At 70.1% G+C, this 19,518-nt stretch carries 23 protein-coding genes; 7 read left to right on the top strand and 16 right to left on the bottom strand.

What is annotated here, in order from left to right; genetic code table 11:
* Positions 1–147 precede the first annotated feature (147 nt).
* From G401_RS0114820 to G401_RS0114810, 3 genes are read right to left on the bottom strand one after another with little or no spacing between them, the layout of a single operon-like run.
* Positions 148–528 carry a VOC family protein gene (locus G401_RS0114820; RefSeq protein ID WP_027343113.1) on the bottom strand — a complete coding sequence of 127 codons (381 nt, stop codon included), beginning with the start codon at positions 526–528 and terminating at the stop codon, positions 148–150.
* Positions 528–1,052 (bottom strand): SRPBCC family protein, encoded by a 525-nt coding sequence (locus G401_RS0114815; protein WP_027343112.1) that lies wholly within the window; start codon positions 1,050–1,052, stop codon positions 528–530. The genes G401_RS0114820 and G401_RS0114815 overlap by 1 nt, the downstream gene beginning before the upstream one ends.
* On the bottom strand, positions 1,049–1,441 hold the full coding sequence (locus G401_RS0114810; protein ID WP_245601723.1) for an ArsR/SmtB family transcription factor: 393 nt from the start codon (positions 1,439–1,441) through the stop codon (positions 1,049–1,051). The genes G401_RS0114815 and G401_RS0114810 overlap by 4 nt, the downstream gene beginning before the upstream one ends.
* A gap of 52 nt (positions 1,442–1,493) precedes the next feature.
* On the opposite strand from G401_RS0114810, the gene G401_RS0114805 reads away from it, so the two are divergent.
* The gene (locus G401_RS0114805) at positions 1,494–2,144 is read left to right on the top strand and encodes an NADPH-dependent F420 reductase (RefSeq protein ID WP_027343110.1); all 651 of its coding nucleotides are present in this window, start codon (positions 1,494–1,496) and stop codon (positions 2,142–2,144) included.
* Between the two features lie 48 nt (positions 2,145–2,192).
* Here the strand turns inward: G401_RS0114805 and G401_RS52720 are convergent, their stop codons facing one another.
* Positions 2,193–3,617: a Shedu immune nuclease family protein gene (locus tag G401_RS52720; protein WP_027343109.1), complete on the bottom strand. Its 1,425-nt coding sequence runs from the start codon at positions 3,615–3,617 to the stop codon at positions 2,193–2,195.
* A gap of 257 nt (positions 3,618–3,874) precedes the next feature.
* Here G401_RS52720 and G401_RS0114795 point away from each other — a divergent pair, with 257 nt between their 5' ends.
* The 4 genes from G401_RS0114795 to G401_RS0114785 all read left to right on the top strand — a co-directional run bounded on the left by G401_RS0114795 (position 3,875) and on the right by G401_RS0114785 (position 7,491).
* Positions 3,875–4,555, top strand: coding sequence for a hypothetical protein (locus tag G401_RS0114795; RefSeq protein WP_157545730.1), 681 nt, complete (start codon positions 3,875–3,877; stop codon positions 4,553–4,555).
* A 194-nt stretch (positions 4,556–4,749) separates the two neighbouring features.
* On the top strand, positions 4,750–5,895 hold the full coding sequence (locus G401_RS52715; RefSeq protein ID WP_157545728.1) for a hypothetical protein: 1,146 nt from the start codon (positions 4,750–4,752) through the stop codon (positions 5,893–5,895).
* Positions 5,885–6,553: a Fic family protein gene (locus tag G401_RS45790; protein ID WP_064741768.1), complete on the top strand. Its 669-nt coding sequence runs from the start codon at positions 5,885–5,887 to the stop codon at positions 6,551–6,553. Before G401_RS52715 ends, G401_RS45790 begins: the two co-directional genes overlap by 11 nt.
* Complete coding sequence (locus tag G401_RS0114785) at positions 6,550–7,491, top strand: hypothetical protein (RefSeq protein WP_027343107.1); 942 nt, start codon at positions 6,550–6,552, stop codon at positions 7,489–7,491. Before G401_RS45790 ends, G401_RS0114785 begins: the two co-directional genes overlap by 4 nt.
* 117 nt (positions 7,492–7,608) lie before the next feature.
* Here G401_RS0114785 and G401_RS0114775 read toward each other — a convergent pair whose 3' ends face one another.
* The 8 genes from G401_RS0114775 to G401_RS45785 form a co-directional block, all read right to left on the bottom strand.
* Positions 7,609–8,109 (bottom strand): TspO/MBR family protein, encoded by a 501-nt coding sequence (locus G401_RS0114775; protein ID WP_245601722.1) that lies wholly within the window; start codon positions 8,107–8,109, stop codon positions 7,609–7,611.
* 81 nt (positions 8,110–8,190) lie between these two features.
* Positions 8,191–8,319, bottom strand: a complete 129-nt coding sequence (locus G401_RS58315; RefSeq protein WP_281174178.1) for a hypothetical protein — start codon at positions 8,317–8,319, stop codon at positions 8,191–8,193.
* A gap of 156 nt (positions 8,320–8,475) precedes the next feature.
* Entirely contained in the window at positions 8,476–8,667 is a 192-nt protein-coding gene (locus G401_RS57680; RefSeq protein ID WP_027343105.1) for a hypothetical protein, read from the bottom strand.
* Positions 8,668–8,755: 88 nt separating this feature from the next.
* The gene (locus G401_RS0114760; RefSeq protein WP_027343104.1) at positions 8,756–9,232 is read right to left on the bottom strand and encodes a hemerythrin domain-containing protein; all 477 of its coding nucleotides are present in this window, start codon (positions 9,230–9,232) and stop codon (positions 8,756–8,758) included.
* 108 nt (positions 9,233–9,340) lie between these two features.
* A complete protein-coding gene (locus G401_RS0114755) occupies positions 9,341–9,553 on the bottom strand; it encodes a CDGSH iron-sulfur domain-containing protein (protein ID WP_027343103.1) in 213 nt (70 codons plus the stop codon).
* Entirely contained in the window at positions 9,550–10,542 is a 993-nt protein-coding gene (locus tag G401_RS0114750; RefSeq protein WP_027343102.1) for an iron-containing redox enzyme family protein, read from the bottom strand. The genes G401_RS0114755 and G401_RS0114750 overlap by 4 nt, the downstream gene beginning before the upstream one ends.
* A 176-nt stretch (positions 10,543–10,718) precedes the next feature.
* Positions 10,719–11,024: a helix-turn-helix domain-containing protein gene (locus G401_RS0114745; RefSeq protein ID WP_027343101.1), complete on the bottom strand. Its 306-nt coding sequence runs from the start codon at positions 11,022–11,024 to the stop codon at positions 10,719–10,721.
* A gap of 654 nt (positions 11,025–11,678) precedes the next feature.
* Positions 11,679–12,890 carry a low temperature requirement protein A gene (locus tag G401_RS45785; protein WP_169734191.1) on the bottom strand — a complete coding sequence of 404 codons (1,212 nt, stop codon included), beginning with the start codon at positions 12,888–12,890 and terminating at the stop codon, positions 11,679–11,681.
* 415 nt (positions 12,891–13,305) lie between these two features.
* Between G401_RS45785 and G401_RS55820 the strand changes: the two genes are divergently transcribed.
* A complete protein-coding gene (locus G401_RS55820) occupies positions 13,306–13,644 on the top strand; it encodes a hypothetical protein (RefSeq protein ID WP_034591711.1) in 339 nt (112 codons plus the stop codon).
* A gap of 749 nt (positions 13,645–14,393) precedes the next feature.
* Here the strand turns inward: G401_RS55820 and G401_RS45775 are convergent.
* The 4 genes from G401_RS45775 to G401_RS45765 all read right to left on the bottom strand — a co-directional run bounded on the left by G401_RS45775 (position 14,394) and on the right by G401_RS45765 (position 18,586).
* Positions 14,394–16,004 (bottom strand): serine/threonine-protein kinase, encoded by a 1,611-nt coding sequence (locus G401_RS45775; RefSeq protein ID WP_169734190.1) that lies wholly within the window; start codon positions 16,002–16,004, stop codon positions 14,394–14,396.
* 64 nt (positions 16,005–16,068) lie between these two features.
* Positions 16,069–16,305 carry a hypothetical protein gene (locus G401_RS45770; protein ID WP_034591709.1) on the bottom strand — a complete coding sequence of 79 codons (237 nt, stop codon included), beginning with the start codon at positions 16,303–16,305 and terminating at the stop codon, positions 16,069–16,071.
* A gap of 216 nt (positions 16,306–16,521) precedes the next feature.
* Positions 16,522–17,031, bottom strand: a complete 510-nt coding sequence (locus tag G401_RS0114715; protein ID WP_027343099.1) for a P-loop NTPase family protein — start codon at positions 17,029–17,031, stop codon at positions 16,522–16,524.
* Positions 17,032–17,623: 592 nt separating this feature from the next.
* Positions 17,624–18,586, bottom strand: a complete 963-nt coding sequence (locus G401_RS45765) for a LysR family transcriptional regulator (protein WP_245601721.1) — start codon at positions 18,584–18,586, stop codon at positions 17,624–17,626.
* A 133-nt stretch (positions 18,587–18,719) separates the two neighbouring features.
* Here G401_RS45765 and G401_RS0114705 point away from each other — a divergent pair, with 133 nt between their 5' ends.
* Positions 18,720–19,445, top strand: coding sequence for an SDR family oxidoreductase (locus G401_RS0114705; RefSeq protein WP_027343098.1), 726 nt, complete (start codon positions 18,720–18,722; stop codon positions 19,443–19,445).
* Positions 19,446–19,518: the final 73 nt, after the last annotated feature.

Genomic DNA, 19,518 nt, shown 5'->3' with positions numbered 1-19,518 from the left:
GCCCGACGCGTAGGGGGCGGATGCCCATTCTTTCCGGTGCAGCCAGGCACGGCAAGAAATCGGGAACCAAACCCGGAGGCTTCGAACTCACTCGTCTGTAGCCGTGTTCCGGCTGCGGCCCGCTGGTAGATGCCGGAACGAGTTGAGTCAGTCGCCGACTCTCGGGGCTCCCCACGTGGACAGGCAGAACGGATGCCCGGCCGGGTCGGCGTACACGAAGCAGTGGTCCGCGTTGGGCTGATACTCGAAGCGGGTGGCGCCGGCCGCCAGCACACGCGCTCCGGTCGCTTCCAGGTCGTCGACGAAGAACTCGAGGTGCATCTGCATCCCCACCTCGCCATCCGGCCAGGTCGGTGGCCGGTAGTCATCGATCTGCTGGAACCCTATGTCGCCGTTCGGGCCTTCCACGAGCGCCCAATGCTCGTCGCCCTTCGCGACCCCGCCGGTGATCTCGGCGTAGAACCGCGCGAGCGCGATCGCGTCGGGCGCATTGACTGTTGTCAGGCTGAGCCTGATCACGTCCGACATCAGCTGATCTCCATCTGCTGGTATGCCGGCGTGAGCTCTTCCCAGCGTTCTTTCCAGCGGGGCGCTCCGGCATCGGAGCTCCAGCCCTCCGGATGGACCGGGCCGTCAACCTCCAGCGACCGACCAAGATCCTCGAGGTGGACCCGCCAACCGGAGGCGTGGAACGGAAGATGTTTCATCGGCAGGCCGCGTTCCTCGACCACCAGCCGGGTCTTGGAGCCCTCCTCGGTCAGCCACGCCTCGATCTGCCCCTCGTCGTCCGTACCCGGCTCCGTCGTCAGCAGCAGGTGGCGGGGCGCATCGCACACCTCGATGCGCGCCGGACCGGTCCAGCTGCTCGTGAAGACGACCTGGATCGTGCCGCCGACCTGCATGTCCCCGTCGACCCGGGCGATCCAGCGGGCCAGCCGCTCGGGCGTCGTACACGCCTGCCAGAGGTCGCCGATGTCCGTGTCGTAGAGGTTCTCGACCCGGACTGCTCCGTGGGTCTCGTCGAGCGTTCGCATCGTCGCGATCGTGGTCATCGTCGTGCCTTCTTTCCTCGTGCGATCTCGGTGTGAAGAGCGTCGAGCCGGTTCTCCCAGAGCCGGCGGTACCCTCCCAGCCACTCGTCGACCTCGACGAGCGCCTCCGGGCGGAGCGTGTAGATCCGGCGCTGCGCGTCCTGGCGTACGTCGACCAGCCCGGCCTCCCGCAGCACGCGGAGATGCCGGGACACGCCCGGGCGAGCGATCGGGAGGGCGTCGGCCAGCTCTCCTGCGCTCGCCGGGTGGTCGCGGAGGATCTCGAGAACCGTGCGCCGGCTCTCATCTGCCAGCGCGTGCAACACGGCGTTCATGACGCTAACGTAACTGCTCGGGTACGTACCCGCAAGGGTACATTCGACGGTGAAGACCGGCTGGATCTGGATCATTCCGCTCTGCCTGCGCCTCATCGTCCGTCGCCGTTGAGGTAGTTTCGCCGTCATGCACATTGCTGTTCTGGGCACCAGCGCGGTCGGCCGAGCCGTCGCGAGCCGTACCGCCGAGCTAGGTCACACCGTCCTCATGGGAACCCGCGATCCTTCCGCCACCGCCGCCCGCGACGAGTTCGCCGCGTGGCACCGCGACAACGAGGCCGTTCAGCTGGCGACCTTCGCGCAGGCCGCCTCGGGCGCGGATCTCGTGATCAACGCGACCGGCGGCGACGCGTCCCTGGCGGCGCTGCGGGCGGCGGGTGAGCTGGCCGGCCAGGTGATTCTCGACATCTCCAACCCGCTCGACCATGCCGCGGGCTTCCCGCCCACCCTGTTCGTCGCGAACACCGACTCGCTCGGCGAGCAGATCCAGCTCGCCTTTCCCGCGGCGCACGTCGTCAAGGCCCTCAACACCATGAACAACGCGATCATGGTACGCCCGCGGGAGCTGGCCGACGGCGACCACACGGTGTTCGTGTGCGGCAACTCCGCCGAGGCCAAGGCACTCGTGACGGGACTGTTGCAGGAGTTCGGCCACCGCGACGTCTTCGATCTCGGCGACATCACGGCCGCCCGGGGTACCGAGATGTACATCGCTCTGTGGCTGCGGATCGCGATCGCTCGGGGCAAGTCGGACTTCAACATCAAGGTCGTCCGCTGATTCGTCGAGCGGCGACGCCAAAGGACCAGGTCGGCAAGTACGTGAAGGTCACGGCCGACGACGGCAAGGTGCCGTGCGTCGGGGCGGACATCCACTCGCCTGGGTGACCGCCTCGTGGACGTCCACGCCGACGATGAGATGGCCGCGATGCCTGCGTACCAGCGGGAACCGGGTCTTCGCGAGTTTGAGCTCCACGCCGTGCAACGACCGGTCGGGCCGGATCAGCGACAGATCGAGCTGGTCACCGGCGACGAGTCCGCGGCGGGCGGACCGCGGTTCGTAGCCCTCTCCGAACATCCACACGTTTGCTTCGAGGATGCGCTGGAAATCCCGCTCCGCGCTGCTCGGTTCCGCTACCGCCCGGACGAGGTCGTCGAGTCCTTTCAGGCGCTGGTGACGCTGGGCGAGGCCGGCGACCGCCTGCGCGTCCGGCAACGCGGCCAGGGCGGCGAGCGCGACCGGGTCGTCGCGCATCGCGTACGCGAGGCTCTTGAACTGGTCGGTCAGGGCGTCGCCGTGGAAGCGGGCACCGTAGTGCGGGCTCTCCTCGCGATCCACGAGCGCCAGTTCCAGGACCCGCGGTTGTGCGTATTGCCGTACCGGCGGAAGGTCCTCCGGTGCGATCGCCGGCCCGTCGGGCACAAGCTGGAAGACCGGGATCCGCTTCGGCACGCGGTGGTCGCCGCGCGGTGTACGCACGGCTTTGTCGGAGCCGGTGTCGATCTCCCGAACGATCGGCTCGGCTTCGTCGATGCGATAGGTGCCGCAGAACTGGTACAGATTCTCCTGTTCGATGAACACACGCAGGGGTACGCCTCGACGCAGGTGCCGCCGGAAGACGTGGTTCTCGGGGACGGGATAGCCCTGCGCTTCCGGCGCGCCATGGACGAGGATCCGCCCGCCGATGCCGCGCTGCCACCTCGCGATGCTCCTGTGACGCCCCTCGTTCCCCGGGAAGATCAGTGCGTTGGGGGTCTCCTGCGCGAAGCTCGCACTGCGGACCGGTGAGCCGCCGAACAAATCATGAACCTCGAACCGGTTGACGACATCGCCGGGATTCTGCTCCCACAGACTCGGCCAGCGGGGACGCCTCGGCTGCTGGATGACGCGTTCCCAGTCCGGCCATCTGTCGTCGGGCAGCACGGAGAACGGCACCTCCCGGAAATGCTGCTTCGCTTCGGCGAGAAGGTCGCTCGCATAGCAGAGATCGAAGGCGCGCTGGCCGGCGGGATCGGCCAGGAACCGCTGCGTGAAGACCACGCTCGACCGGTCCGGTGCGACCCGGCCGTGGCCGACCACACCCCCACCCCGCCCAGGCCGCCAAACGATGACGCGATCGCCGACGTCCGGGAGGGCCGGGTGCAGGAAGCTGACCCGTTCCTGCTCCTGGCTCCGCGGGTCGTCGTACTGGCGCCGGACGCGGTCGCGTACCAGATTGTTGATCGGCTTGTCCTCGGTCTCGACGATCCACATCGGACTTTCCCTCCCCCGTAAGTCACGCCGCCTTCGCGCAGCGTGGACGGTAACCCCCGGATACGACAGTTCATCGCCTGCCGTTCGTGTACGCAGCGCCGGTGCGTGCCTGGTGATCTGGCCGTTCGGTGTCCTGGCCGTCTGTGGATCTGAGAAGCTGGGAGACGAGCAGCATGGGCCGGTAGGGGGCGAGAAGGACTATGCGGCTGGTCCACGAGCGCGAAGCGCCACGGCGACATGGGGCTGGTGTGCGGCGCGTGTCGCCTGACGGGTCGGGCCCGGCCGAGGCGGTGCTGTCGCTGCAGCGCCTGGCCGGCAACCTCGCGGTGGCGCGGGCGCTCGGGAAGCATGCCGGCACCCCGCCGCAGGTCCAGCGCTGCGCTGGTCATACCTGCCCGCCGGAGGGCTGTGAACGCGATACGGCCTTGATCGCGCAGCGCGACGGCGTCGACGTCGCCCTGACCGACGCGCAGGCCGAGCAGCTCGCCCGGCGCCCGAGCCTGGCGCTGACGCGGTGGCCTCAGCTGGGCCTGGACCAGCGCGGCGTGATCGGGTGGAAGATGGCCGCGGCGTACGGCGCCGACTTCACCCTCGACTTTCTGGCCTACGCCAACGGGGCGAAGAAGCCGAACCTGTCCGTGACCGTCAGCAACTCGGCGAGCCTCACCCCGAAGGTGCTCGCGGGTCAGGGATACCGCCTCGCCGGCAATCCGGGCGGGATCGAACTGTGGGTCCACCCGTCCGGGCACGAGATCCAGATGCTTTCCCGCTCCGGTCCGGCGCCTGCGGAGACCGAATGCGGCGATCCCAACGCGGGCACCGACTGCCTCACCGACTCCGACGACGAGGACTCGTGCCGCGAGTGCTGTGACAGCCAGTACGCCAGCGACCAGCCTTGCCGCTCCACCTGCCGGGCGGGCTGCGCCAACAAGCTGTGAACGGCTGAGGCGTCGAGGATTGGGCGGTGCTCGCGGCGATCTTCTACGTTGCGTGTCAGCGCCGCCAACACACGACCGCTGCCGCCGCCCACGACGGCAACGGCACCGGAAGGCGCGTCCCGTCGTTCGCTGAAACCCGGTTCCCGGTCGGCGTGCCGGTCACATATCCTGTCGGGCTGCCCGAAAGGAGATCGATGAGCCGGCCCCTACCCAGCCCTTGGACGCTGACCTGGCCTGACGTGGACCCAGCACGCCGGGAGTTCGACCCGGCGCAGGCTCCCGCGGTCGTGACCGGACTGCCACCAGCCGCCGACGTGCCCCCGCCCGGCACCGACTGGCGGCTGGTCGACATCTGGTACGACCGGATCACCGCCGCGCTGGTCCAGCGGTACGGCGACTGGGCGGTGGGGTGGGCGTACACGGTGGAGATGACCGACACCGCGGAGCACGGGCTGATCCCCTGCTGGCGCTCGGTCGCGCCGGTCATCACGACGGCGGACGAGGTGCTGGCCGGCATCGCCGCCGCCCTGGTGGCCTGGTACGACCTGCTGGTGGAGCTGGCCACCGACCCGCACGGGCGGTTCATACCCGGACGGGCCGCCGACGGGGTGATGGAGGCCGGACCGCCCGCGTGGCGTGCGGTCATGGGGTCGCGGGTGAAGCGACTCGCCTTCCCCGAGCATCCCCGGATGCCCCATCCGCGCGATCTGAGCTGGACGGACGTCGATCCTGCGGGACGCGACCCCGATCCGGAGTCCGTACTCGCCACGGTGACGGCGGTCGCGGCGGCGGCCACGGTGCCCGCCCGCGACGCCGACTGGCGGTTACGGGATCTGTGGCTGGAGACGGTGACCCGGGCGCTCGTCGACCGGTACGGTCTGTGGGCGGTGGGCTGGCGCTGGTCGACCGGCGAAGGCGACCTGGACGGCGGCGTCGTGACCGCCTGGTGCTGCAGTGGCCACTCACTGTCCACACCGGACGCGACCGCGGCCGCGATCACCGCGGCGGTCCTGGAATGGCACGGGTGGCTGGTCGATCTCGCGGATCGGTTCGGCCGCTTTCTCCCGCTGCCCGCCGACGACCCGCTGGACAGCTGGGAGCGGGCGGTCGCCCACCGGGTGACCGCGGTCGGCGACCGGACGTATTACGAGTCCGGCTGGTACAACTGCTGCCGGACGGCGCTCGGCTGGTTCCTCACCGCGGCCGGCGTCGAGTCCGCGGACCGCCCCGGGCTGATCGACCACGCGGTCGGCCGCTTTCGCAGCTGGGCCGAGCCGTCGTCCACGGACGTGCGGACGATCGCCGAACTCCTGGCCGAGCGGGTCGTCCATGGCGCCTGACCATCTCGTCGGCTGGCTTCAGGCCCGCGCACAGGTCGCCTGGCGCGACGTCGTTCCCGCCGGCCCCGGCCCGGTCCGGGCCCGGCGCGACGGCTTCGCCGACCATGCTCGCGTACGCGGGGACGCCCGGCTCCTGGCCGCCCAGGACGCGGTACGCCGGGCGGCCGGCACCGCGACCACGCTGACCCCGGATCTGCTGGCGGGCTGGAACGCGATCACGCTCGGCGTACCGGCGGTGGAGTTCCGGCGCGGGCCTGCGTACGCGAAGGACGGCCGGGAACGCTACGGCCTGCATCCCGACACCGCGTACCGGTTCGCCGCGTGCCTGGCGGAGGCGGCCGACCCGGCTGTCCCGCTCGCCGCGCGGGCCGCCCGGGTCTACCTCGACATCGCCTTCTTCCACCCGTACGCCGACGGCAACGCCCGGCTCGGCGGCCTGGCCCTCCAGTTCGTGCTGCTGCGGGAGCAGACCGAGCTCGACGACGTCGCCCCGATCCTCACCGTCGTACGCCGAGCCGACGATCCCGACGGCGCCGCGAGCCTGGCCCGGCTGGTCTACGGCACGGCCTCAGCCACCCGCCGGCGCTCGACGCCCCCGAATCCGGCACGGACTGGAGGTGAACGAATGTCCGAGGGTGTCGATACGCTCGCCGGATGACCGAAGTCCTGGACTGGCTGCTCGACGGCGACCCGGCGATCCGCTGGCAGGTCATGCGCGATCTCACCGATGCCACACCCGCCGAGGTGGCCGCCGAGCGGGCCCGGGTCGAACACGAGGGCTGGGGCGCCCGGCTGCTGGCCGCCCAGGGCGCCGACGGCCAGTGGGACGGCGGTTCGCTGTTCCCGACCGGCTGGTGGACCGACGGCCGACGCGATGAGCCCGGGCAGCCGTGGACGACCACCATGCACACCCTCCAGACGTTGCAGATCCTCGGGCTCGACCCGGACACCGACGCCGCCCACAAAGCCGTCGATCTCGTGGCGGCGAACTGCCGCTGGGATCATGACGGGCAGCGCTACTTCGACGGCGAGGTCGAGCCGTGCATCAACGGCCGGACCATCGCGGCCGGAGCGTACTTCGGAGTCGACGTGGTCCCCATCGCGGACCGCGTCCTGGGCGAGGTGCTGGCCGACGGCGGCTGGAACTGCGACACCGAACGCGGCTCCGTACGCTCGTCGATCCACACGACGATCTGCGTGCTGGACGGCCTGCTCACGTTCGAGCGGCTGACCGGCGGCTCCCCGGCGGTCGCCGCGGCCCGGCACAGCGGCGAGGAGTATCTGCTGACCCGCGGTCTGTTGCGCCGGGAGAGCACCGGGGAGCTCATCGACCCGGTGTGCCAGGAGTTCGCCTTCCCCTACTACTGGCGGCTGGACGCGCTGCGCGGGCTCGACTACTTCCGGGCGACCGGTGCCGCACCGGATCCCCGCCTGGCGGAAGCGATCCGGCTCGTCGAGGACAAGCGGCGGCCGGACGGGCGCTGGCTGCTCGACCGGACCCACGCCGGCCGGGTCCACTTCGACCTCGAACGCGTCGGTCAACCCAGTCGCTGGAACACTCTGCGAGCGCTTCGCGTCCTCAACTGGTGGCGCTGACCTCGCCCACGACCAGGGCCGCCGGCAGCGGGGCGAAATGGTCGAAGCCCGGCGGCTCGTGGGCGGAATCCTTCGCGTCGTCCCAACGCATCACACCGCCGTGACCTGCTCCATGACCTACGTGTTGAGCTGCCAGACGGCCAGGTTCAACGCCGCGGCGAAGGTGACCCAGGCCAGGTAGGGCAGAAGCAGCACGGCGGCGATTCGGCGTACACGCCAGAACATGGCGGTCGTGGCGAGGATGAGCAGCCACAGGACCGCGATGTCGGCGAACGCGAGACCGTACTGTCCGGCGCCGAAGAACAGCGGCGTCCAGATCGCGTTGAGGATCAGCTGCCCGGTGTAGAGCCACAGCGGACCGGTGAAGCCGATCCGCTGCCAGACCAGCCACCCGGCGAGGGCGATCATTGCGTACAGGATGGTCCAGACCGGGCCGAACAGCCACGAGGGCGGCGCCCAGGCGGGCTGGCGCAGATCGTTGTAGGTGGCGGCGGTCCCGGCGACGCCGAGGCCGCCGATGCCGCCCGCGACGATCACCGCGGCGAGGAAGCCGGCCAGAGCCCACCAACGGTGGGGTTGCGGGGTGGTGCGCGGGACGACCATGCCATGCCGGTTCATGCGATGCCGGTTCCCGGTCCGCCCGCTCGCGAAACGTTGCGTCGAATTCTGCGTCGAAATCTGCTGCGCGTCACGCCGGCCTCAGCGCCGCAGCCACTGCCGGGACGCCACGGCGCCGACGGTGGCGGCGACCTTGTCGGCCGGCAGGGTCGCCGCTGTGGAACCGCCGACCCGGTATTCGCGCCGGCGCGGGTGCTCGGCCGCGTACACGACGGCGTCGGCGGCGACCTCGGGCGGGTAGATCGGCGCGACCGGCTGGAGTCTGCGCGGCAGCCGGGTCTTCAGATATGCGAGCCCGGCCGTTGATGGTCCGCAGAGGACCGGGCGACCTCGGAAACCGAGGGCCCGCCCGGTCCCCTACCTCGTTCAGCGCGACAGGGCCTTCTGCAGTTCGGCCTTGGTCATCGTCGAGCGGCCGTGGATGTCGCGCTCCTTGGCCTCGTTGTACAGCAGACGCGCCAGGTGCGCGACGTTCGCGGCGAGGGTCTGCGTGGCCGCGCCGGTGGTATCCGGTCTCGGTCCGACGTCGGAGTAGTCGTCGCCTTCCCCGGCGCTCATGACGGCTCTCTCCTGGTGCTCATGACGGCTCTTTCCCGCTGCTCATGACGGCTCTTTCCCGCTGCTCATGACGGCTCTTTCCCGGTGCTCAGGACGACGCCGACATCAACGCGAGCGGATCGGCGGGCGCCTTCGGCTTGGCCGCCTGCATCCGCTCGCCGAGTTCCGTCAGGCGACTGCGGCCCAGGGCCTTGCGGACCTCCGGGAACCACTCCTGCTCCTCCTCCTCGATGTGGTGCTCGACGTTCTCGATCAGCACGGTCACCTTGGCGTCGAACGTCTCATCGCTCGGGTCGAGCTTGGCGACCTCCGACATCAGCCACGCCACGACGTGGTGTTCCTCGACCGACTCCAGGACGTGGTCCTCGGTCTCGGGAACACCGGCCCGCGCCGCCGGATAGAAGATCGACTCCTCGATGTACGCGTGGGTCGTCAGCTCCTTGATGATCTTGTCGACGAGTGCGCGCTTCGCCGCCGGCGTCGCCGTCTTGTGCGTCTTCTCGAACTCGCGGAACAGCCGCTTGACCGTCTTGTGGTCTTCCTTCAGCAGCACGATGCCATCCATGGCCGACCCCCTCCTCGTGTAGCGTGACCCGGCCCCGGGACACCGCGGCGCCGATATCGACACATCACGCTGCTACCCCGCACGGCCCGGCCGAAACAGGGTGGCCGGTCACGACAGCGGCTTTTCCCGGTCCGCCGGAGCAGTGAAGCCGACGAGTTTGTGCGTACCGTCGCAGAAGGGCTTGCGCCGCGACTTGCCGCACCGGCACAGGGCCACGGTCGCGCCTTCCTGTTCGATCCGATCCCCGTCCGGGGTGACGATCTCGAAGTCGCCACGCAGCAGCAGGGGGCCGTCCTCGTAGGGGGTGACCGTGGCGCTCACGAATCCAGCTCCCGTCGCAGCGACGTCCGGCCATCGGTCCAGCACCGCATCAGGTGCGTGGCGGCCAGCCGGTCGGCGTACAGGCCCGCGGCGGCGCCGAACATGATGTCGCCGCACAGGCCCGGCTCCTGCGTGGCCAGCGAACCGCACAGGTCGACCGCGGCGATCTGCTCGTGGACCGCGTCCGCCTCGACGTGCACGTCGTAGAAGCGGGTCGCGTCGGCATCGCCGCCCAACCGGCGCAGGCCGTTGCCGTAATGGGTGTTGGGCAGCGAGGAGGTCATCTCGAACGCGGCCAGTTGCCCGCACAACGCGCCCCGCAGCCGCCGCCGCAGCCCGAACATGCTCATCAGGTTGGCCGCCAGCAACGTCACGCCCGGCACGAAGTCGAGGTACGCCCCGTAGGCGGGGTCGAGGTTCAGCGCGGTCATCGTCTGGCCGAACAGCTCGGCATGCATGCGCTCCGTCCGGCCGCCGCCGTACTCGTCGGCCTGTATCTCGACCAGGGCGGCCTTCGGCCGGCCCGACAGCCGGGGCAGCGCGAAGCTGTGCGGATCGGCCTCCTTGAGGTGGTAGATCGACCGGTGCACGACGAACTCGCGGAACTGGGTCAGATCCGCGCCGGTCTGCAGATGCTGCCCCAGCGCCGGGCCGTCGTCGGCGGCGGCGAGTTCGGCCAGCCGGCGGGCGACCTCGCCAGGCTCGACCGGAGCCGGCGGCCCGGTCGCCGCCCGCAGCGCCTCCTCCAGGTGCCGCTCGGCGCTGGTGCGCAGCCGTAGCAGTCCGAGGTCCCACTCCCAGTTCTCGTCGACCCCGTCGAAGCCGCGATAGTGCGGCTCGTAAGCGAGCATCAATGTCAGCTGAAGATCCTCGTCGGTGCAGGGGTCGGCGGCCCCGCTGAACGTCGCCGGAAGCGGTGCGCCGGGCTCGTGGCGTAGGGCGTCGACGACCGCGTCGGAAATCTCGCCCCGCGGCTCGGGAAGCTTCATACACGCTTCCCTACCCAACGGATAACGGTGACAAACCGGACGCGGCAGCGCCACCCGTCAGGACGGGCGCCTGCTCGCGGCCGGCTACCGCGGCTCGATTGCCTCCACACCTTTCCGGGCACCATCACGAAGCTGGAGATCTGCCGCAACCCGTCACCGTCGCCCGCGTGACTGTCTTACTGTCCGCTGGTGAGATTTCGGTTGTGCTGCAACGCTTCTTCGAGCTGGTCTTCGAGGATGATGATGCGGCACGCGGCGTCCAGGCTCAGTCCTTGCGCGCATAGGTCCCGGGCGCGGGTGGCCAGCCGCAGCTGATAGCGCGAGTAGCGGCGGTGCCCGCCCGGCGAGCGCAGCGGTTCGATCAGCTTGGCGGCGCCCAGCCGGCGTAGGAAGTCTTGCGAAACGTCGAGGATTTCTGCGGCCCGGCCCATGGTGTAGGCGGGGAAGTCGTCGTCGTCGAGCATGTCGTTCGGATCACTCATATAGCCTCCACGTCGAGGGCCCCGGCGCGTCGCGCGCCGGGGCCCGAGGGTTGTGGGTGTTCACACCGCCTACCGCGAACGGTGCCGGTAGGCCAGGTCCGCACCAGCCGCGACAAGCGGCCTAGGGTGCGGGGATCGCAAATCTGTAACCGGGAAACCACCTTTCGTCCGATGGAAACCTGCGGTGCCGCACGACCCGGCAGAAAGCCGGTGGCGGGCGATCCTCTGGGTGCTAGCGCCCTCCCTTTCCTCAGCGTTTCCTCATGTCTTCTCGCGGTTCGCCGGCGGCGGAGCCCCTTACTCACCTTCGTGGCCCCACCACGTTCAGCGAACACGCATTCCGGTCAGGCAACTACAGGCCCGGCCGGCTGCGCCCCCGGGGGGCGGACCGTCCGTGTCTTTGCCGGTCTTCGCTTCCAACACGAGATACGTTAGCCACCGGCCAACAGAATGTCTAGCACCACAGCCGAGATTTTCTGGGCGTGGCGCCCCCCATTTCGCGCCGCTGCGTGGCGTACGTCGTCGAGCTCGGGCGGCTGCGCGATCGCAGCTCGCACCTGATACGCGCTCTACCACGACCACTACCGGCGTACGCCAGACCGCTGGCGGTTCGCCGGGCCGAGGTGCGAGGTCCGGTGTGTCGACAGCACGGCCTTAACGGGAGGCGCCCTTCGCATCCGGAGTGCCGTGTGAGGCTCGGTCCCGGCGGTGGCCGGCGGCGACAACTGCGGCCAGGGCCAGCAGTGCCACGGTCGTCACGGCGAGCGCGGCCAGGGCCGGCAGCTGACGCAGCAGCGGTATCAGCGCCAGCGGCACGGCCACCGCCGTCCACCACCACGGGGAAGGAGGATCCCCGGCGGCCCGGCGGCCGATGCCGATCAGGCCGGCGAGGTAGAGGGCAACACCGCCGAGCAACGCGATCAGCGGCAGCCAGCCGAGCGGCTCCGACATGTGCGCATCGAACGAGGAAACGGAGGCTTCACTGCCGGGGACTTCGTGTCCGGAGACGTGCGCCAGCACCTGCTCGACGCCGACGGCGACGTAGAAGATGCCCGCGATGAGCGGGAAATGCAGGAAGGTTCCGGCGTCGCGGGCGAGCCAGGCCCGCTGCGTACCTTCGAGTTCGATCAGGCGGCGCTCGGTAGTCGGTGCGACGCCGCGGAAGTACAGCAGCCACAGCGCGATCGTGAGGAGTAGGCCGAGCGTCGCACCGGCCAGGATCGCGACGGTGATCGGTACGGCGCCGACGCCGGCGCCGACGGCCGCGATGGATTCGCCGAGCGCGATGATGACGACCAGTCCGTGACGTTCGGCGAAATAGCCCGGGCTGCGTACGCGGTAGCCGCCGTAGGCCGAGGTGAGTCGTCCCCCGCCGAAATCGATCGCGAAGGCCAGCGTCCACAACACGATCTGCGCGGTGCCGCCGATGACTGCCCCGGCGAGGAACGGCACGACCGCGACGGCCGGGGGGATCGCGCTGCGCAGGAGCTGACGGCGCAGTCCCTGGTCGTCGCCTGCGGCGTACCGGTAGGTCACGATGTAGAGCACGCGTACGGCGCAGTACGCAACCGCCAGCACCAGCGGCGCCCGGATGCCGCCGGGTGGATCCGACCACGCCTGCGGCAGCAGCAGCCCGACGATGAAGATCGCCGCCATCGCCGCCAGGTCCAAGATCAGGGCCGGACCGGTGTCGGCGCGCGCCTGATTGCCCAGCCAGCAGTACGCCGACCAGGCCCACCACATCAGAACCAGCAGCAGCAGGCCGCGGACGAGCGCGGCGGCGGTCAGGTCCTGGACCATGAACGCGACGATCCGGGTGAACGCGAAGACGAACACCAGGTCAAAGAACACCTCGAACGGTGTCACCCGATGCATGGCATCCGTCGGCACCGCAGCGTTACGAGACATTCCCAGCTGCTCCTTCTGAACCACCAAGGTCGAGATTTTCGCCCCTGCGAAGGTAGCAGCGGCACGGGTCCCGACAGCCCGCACCGGCGCCGACATACAGTCACCACCCTGGACACCACGGACGCTCATGCACCGTCGAGCTGGCCGGCACCTGCCCGGCCCGACCCGGCGTGACCCACGCCGCCACACCCGTGACGGCACCAGGGTCAGCTGGCCAGCCGTGGCCCGCGGTGGGGCCGGGAAGGGCGATGGCTCACTGTTCCCCTGCCTCTTCCGCAGAGACAGGCTTCACTTCACGGTCCCTGCCGGGCAGCGCCACCGCCGTTGACCGGCGAATAGTGGGTCGTGCGGCCGCTCCAGCGAAGGCAGAACGATGACCACCTACGGTCAGCGACGACGACATGCGTGCGGACATGGCCCCACCAAGCCGTACACCGTAGTAATCCTCCACGCCGGTCCCACGTACGGTACGGCGGATGTCGCGCCGGTCCTCTGGGAAAACCGGCGGCGTAACTTCGGCTTGCGCGCCGACGGCGCCTTGAACATCGTGTGCCCGGTCCTCGACGACTCGGACGTGTGCGGCATCGGCATCCTTGACTCTGACCCAGACCCCGCCCACACGATCATGGCGACGATCCGAGGCCGGCTGGATGTCATTGCGGCAGCCGGCGTCGGCAAAGCGGTCATTGCGCGGCACGGCACAGCTGGGTGAGGTGCTCCGGGCTGCACGCGGTGACCAGCTTCGTCCGGGGCGCCATCTCCGATGAGCACGGCGAGGCCAGCGGATCGGCGGTCAACGCAACCAACGGAGGGGTCGTGGTGACGGCCGCATCGCACCAGCCGCACCGAGCAAGGTCATCGGGGCGAGTGTCCGGCCGGTCAGGACGGCGTCGTCTCCGCCACCACAGGAACCTCATAGTTTCCTGTGTACCTGCGGACGGGAACCACGGTCAGTGGCCTGCCGGGCACTCACCGCCCACGGATGCGCTCCGGAGGTGAGCCGCTGGCAGTGTTCCGTCCGCGAGCGGCCGACCCCCGGTCATCATATCGGCGAATACCGATACATGCTCGGCCGTGCTACAGCTGATCGCGACACTCGGCGCGGAAGTGCCACCAGGCCGGCGATCAGTGCGGCGCGACAACGCCCACCGGACTCGCGCCTCGGGCGGGAGCTCTGGCACCCCGCCGACCTCGACGGCGCGGCACGCGAAACCCGCGGCGCGTTCCCCCTTGGCGGCTCCGACGGGCCGGCCGAAGGACGTGGCCAAGGCCGACCTGATGCACCTCGCGCGTGATCTCGACGACCTCAGCCGCGCAGTGAAACCCCCGCAGGCTTACGCACACGGGTACGCCGACGACACCGCTCTCACCGCCGGATGACGACCGGCATCATCCCGGGGGCAGGGCATTTCGCCCCCGAGGAGGCTCCCGACGAGGTCTGGCAGGCGATCGGCCGGTTCGTCACGGGTGGGGTTTCTCCGAATGCGACGGCTTCGGCTTAGGGCCGTTGCCGCCCGGCGTTGAGGGTGCCGTGGAGGAGACCGGTGCCGGGGTCGCGCTCGGCGAAGCCGCAGTCGGCGGCCCGGCCGGTATCGAAGCCGCCGCCGGACCGGCCGGCAGGACCGTGCGTACCGTCGTCGAGGAAGGACGCGCGCCCGGTGCCGACGGCGTCACCAGCGGCTGGCCGCCGGCGGCGAGTACCGTCACCGCGCAGGCGCCGCCGTTGAGCGTGAACGAGACCGGCAGGGCGTGGACGCCTGCGTACTCGCCGGCGAAGGGCACCTCGACGCCCTCGTTCGCCGCGAGGACCAGTGCGCCGGGCTGCGTGCGTACCTGCCGGCCCTGCTGGATCCACAGCCCGTCCATGGTGCGGGCGGGCCGCTCGTCCGGACCGAGGCTGAACGACAGCACGGCCGGGTCGACGGGCTGCCCGGTCAGGTCGGCGACCGTCACCGTCGCGGTGTACGTACGCCCGTCGTCGTGTTGCTGCCGGTACGTCACCGCGCACGAGGCGGCACTCGACGGGGGAAGTCCGGCGGCGGCAGCGGTGCCCCCCGCCGGAGAATGCCGGCTGGTCCAGAGGAACACGCCACCGGCGACGAGGACGGCCGCGAGCCCAGCGACGGCCAGCCGGCGGGTGGCATGGCGGGGCCGCGGCCCGGCCACGCCCGGCACGGCCGTGGTCAGCGCGCCGAGGACGAGATCCTGCAACGCGTCGTCGTGCTCCGGCCGGATCTCGCCACCCAACGCGCGCATGTCCTCGGCCAGGACGGCCGCGGTCGGCCGCGCGGCGGGATCCTTGTGCAGGCAGCGCAGACAGATCTCCGTCAACCGCTGCGGTACGCCGCCGACCGCCGCCGGCGCGGGCGCCGCGAAGAGGTGGGCGTTCAGCATCTCGTCGGAGGTCTCGCCCGTGAACGGCAGCCGGCCGGTGAGCATCCGATACAGCAGTACGCCGAGGGCGTACACGTCGTGGGCCGGCTCGACCGGCTGCCCCCGGATCCGTTCCGGGGCAAGGAAGGCAGGTGTGCCGACCAGCAGACCGTCGGGATCGGCGTCGGTGTCGCCGTCGGCGGCGCAGATCCCGAAGTCGATGACCTTCACGCCGGCCGGGGTGAGCAGCACGTTGCTGGGCGAGATGTCGCGGTGGACGATGCCGCGCTCGTGTGCCACCGCGAGGGCCGAGGCGGCCTGGCCGGTGATCGAGACCGCCTGCCGCCAGCCCAGGCGCATCCCCGAACGCAGCCGTGACGCCAAGGGCACGCCGTCGATGAGCTCCATGACCAGGAACGGCGTACGCCCGGTCGACGGCAGGTACGCCACCGCGCAGTCGTAGACCTCGGCGATGTGCGGATGGCGCAGCCGCGCCAGTGTCTCCGCCTCGACGTGCAGCTGAGCGTGCCCCAGCAGGGCCGGCGACAGCAGCTTCACCGCGACGTCACGTCGCAGCCGCTGGTCGTGGGCCTTCCACACGGTCGACATGCCGCCCCGGGCGACCGGTTCGACCAGCTCGTAGCGGTTGTCGAGCAGGTCGCCCGGCTGGACGGGAGGTTCGGGGAGCGGTTCGGACACGGGCGTGCCCATTCCCCTCCGAGGGCCGATCAAACTCTCGGGACACCGATCCGGCACAGCATGATCAGAAGCGGTTCAGCAGTTCGGTCTCGGCATTGGCGACAGCGTCGGAGTTGTTCGGGTCGACCTTGATGTGCGCGCCCGTGACGCGATACCACTCCGCGGCCCCCTGGTACTGCACCTGCAGTGACACGTCGCCGGCCGCCGAAACGTCGGGCCGTAGGGTCAGGTCGCCGGTGATGGTCCCGACCTCGTCGGTCATGACACCGCCGGTCGGCGCGGTGATGTCCTTGCTCGTCATGTCCGGCCCATACCCGATCCGCCCAGCATCATGCGGCCCCCACGACCACGACTGGCCACTGGGTGCAACGAAAGCTCGGTTGGTACGCGTGCTCAGCGGGTACGGAACATCATCGGTGAACGCGTTCGGAAGGCGGACCGCTGGAGGGAAGGAACGCGATGGCCAGCCCCGAATGGGCTGCTCACCCACCAGGCCTTCCGTCGCCTGGCGGGTGGGTCATGCGACGCCGGTGACCTCAGCGAGGAACCGGTTGGCCTGCCTGCGGCTGGTGAACGTCAGCAGCATGGCGTGCGGGCCGTGCTCGGCGGTCAGGCGGGTGACCTTGGGCCGCATCTGCTTGCGGTAGCCGATGATGTATCGAACGAAGTTCCAGGTGATCCGGTCGAAGACGCCGTCTTGGTGGTGCTGACCGCCGCGGTAGTGCCACCGCCGCTGCGCGATCCCCCATAGACAGGTACGGGCGGGCAGATCCAGGAAGATCACCGTGTCGGCGGCGGCCAGACGGATCGGCAGGGTCGCGGCGTAGCTGCCCTCGATCAGCCACCGTTCGGCGGCGACCAGTTTCTTCTGCGCGGCGGCGAAGTCGTCCTGCGGCAGCGGTTGCCAGTTCTCGTCGTAGTAGACGGCGTCCAAGTGGGTGACCGGCAGGCCGAGCGCCCGGCCGAGCTGCTGGGCGATGGTCGACTTGCCGCTGCCTCCGCAGCCGATGACGGCTATCCGCTCCACAAGGCTCCACGCTATTCGATCGGCCGGACTCAGGGGTGCAGCGTGTGTTCATGCCGCTGGGCGGTAAGCGACGTACGAGCGCTGTAGTGCTCCGTGCGCCGCGTACCGCCCTGTTGTCGGCAGACGAACACCGGCAAGCAGGGACGGCTCTGGCCGCCATGGTCGACAAATGGTGGCGAAGCCGCGCGGGCGATGCAAACACCGCCGGCGGACGTCCGCCGCCAACAGCCGACGTTTGAACCGTCAGGCCCGCCGACGTACGCCTGCGAAGACCACGGCAGGTCCCTGACCAGCGTGACTGCGATTCGGGTTGTGTCACATCGGGTCCGCCCGCAGATCGGATATGTCTGATTGGCGAATGCCCAGCTCGTTCGCGAGCTGGGCTGTCCTGGTGCTGGTGCAGGCAGGTGGTTCGCGTTCGCAGCCGGGGCTACGTCGGACGGTCCAGCGGGGACTGGGCTGAGGCCTTGGATCACGCTCAAGCGGGATCTGGCGAGCCTGGTCCCCGCTTCCGCTGCCGGATGACCTCCGAGCAATCCTCGGCGCCTTGCGAACGGACGAAAGTCCTCCTTCGATCTTCAATCGAAACGTTCTACCGCAAGAGGTTCTGTCCGCGTGCGGGGGCGTCCGTCCGGGCTGGAAGCGTGGCGGCAGCTGGGAATCCGGCGGGGTTGGCGCGGACCTGGTCGGCGAGGTGGTCGGCGAAGGCGACGGTGAGGGGGTCGGGCCGCGTGCGGGTGTAAGCGGTGAGAGTGCGGCGGATCGGGGGATCGGGACGCAGCAGGACACCGTCGAAGTGGGGCGGGACGATGTTGGCGGGCACCAGGGTCGGGCCGAGTCCGGCGGCGGCGAGCAAGGGCGCGGCGGCGGTCTGTTCGGCGCGGATCGCCGCCTGCGGACGGAAGCCCGCCTGGGCGCAGACGTGATCGAGCAGATCGGCGAGGCCGTTGTCCGCGGCGTAGTGAACCCAGGTGCGGTCGGCGAGGTCGATAAGGGCGACACTGCCGGAAGGGCGGTCGGCCAGTGGGTCGTCGGCGGGCAGGACGATCGCGAACTCCTCGACGCCGAGCTCGCGGATCGGTCCCTCCCAGGCGGTGGGCGCGGGGCCGATCGCGAGGTCGGCACGGCCGGAGGCCATGGCGGCCTGGAGCCGGTCGGCGTGCGGATACTCCCGTAGCCGGATCCGTACGCCGGGGTGGCGGCGGCGCCAGCCTCGCAGGACAGGCGGCAGGATGCCGAGGCTGACCGAGTAGACGGTGGCGACCTCCAGCTCACCTCCCTCGAGGCCGGCGGTGCGCTGCGCCACCGTGTGCAGGCGTTCGGCCTCGGCCAGTGCGGCGCGGGCGTGTGGCAGGACCGCCCGGCCCATCGGGGTCAGCCGCACCGAGCGTGGCAGGCGTTCGAGCAGTGGGCCGCCGACCGTGCTCTCCAGGGCCCGCATCTGGTGGGACAGCGCGGGCTGAGTCACGTGCAGCTGCTCGGCCGCTCGGGTGAAGGAACCGGTATCGACCACTGTGACCAGGTATTCGAGCTGCCGGAACGTCGGAATTGCCATGAGCAGATTTTATCGCTGCGGTAGAAAAGAAGCCTTGGACTCATGGTACGAGCCTGAGAGAGGGTCGTGGTGTGGCCGCCTCGGGCAGTGGGCGGCGGCCGATCCCCCGATGACTCGAAGGAGTGAGTTCCTCATGTTCGATGCGACGCCTCTCAAGGGACAGCGGCTTGTCGTGGTGGGCGCAGGTTCGCGCACCGGGCGTGCGCTCGCCAAGGCCGCCTGGGCGGCTGGTGCCGCGCTCGTGCTGGCCGGTCCTGATCCGCGCAAGCTGGAGTGGACGGCCGGTGAGCTGTCCGGTCCGCTCGAGGTGCTTCCGCTCGACCTCGCCGACGAGCGGTCGATCTCCGACTTCGCCGGGCTGGTGGGCGGATTCGACCACCTGGTCTCCACCGCCGCGATGCCGGCCAACGGCCCGCTGAGGGACCTCGAACTGGCCGATGTGCAGCGGGCGTTCTCCGCCAAGGTGATCGGGCCGCTGCTGCTGGCCAAGCACCTGGCCGGGCAGGTGTCCCAGGGTGGCTCGTTCACCTTCTTCTCCGGAGTGGCCGCCTGGCGTCCTGCGCCCGCGCGCACCGTGATGGCCACCACCAACGGCGCGTTGGCTTTCCTGGTGCAGGCGCTGGCAGTGGAGATCGCCCCGATCCGGGTGAACGCGGTCTCCCCCGGCATCGTCGACACCGGGTCCTGGGACGGCCTGGGCGCGGACAAGGAGGCGTTCCTGCGTGGCGTGGCCGAGCGTAACCCGGCTCGCCGGGTGGGCAGCCCGGAGGATCTGATCAAGGCCGTGTTCTACGCCATCGACAACCCCTACGTGACCGGCACCGTGCTGCACGTCGACGGTGGCGGCCGCCTCGCCTGACCGGCACCCCACTTCGGCGGACGGCCTGGCTTCCTTCCCTTGGGCAGCAGCGGCTGCAGCACCGCCCACTGCG

It is taken from the genome of Hamadaea tsunoensis DSM 44101 (genome assembly GCF_000428945.1).
Lineage (GTDB): Bacteria > Actinomycetota > Actinomycetes > Mycobacteriales > Micromonosporaceae > Hamadaea > Hamadaea tsunoensis.
This window is presented reverse-complemented; position numbering and strand designations above follow the sequence as displayed.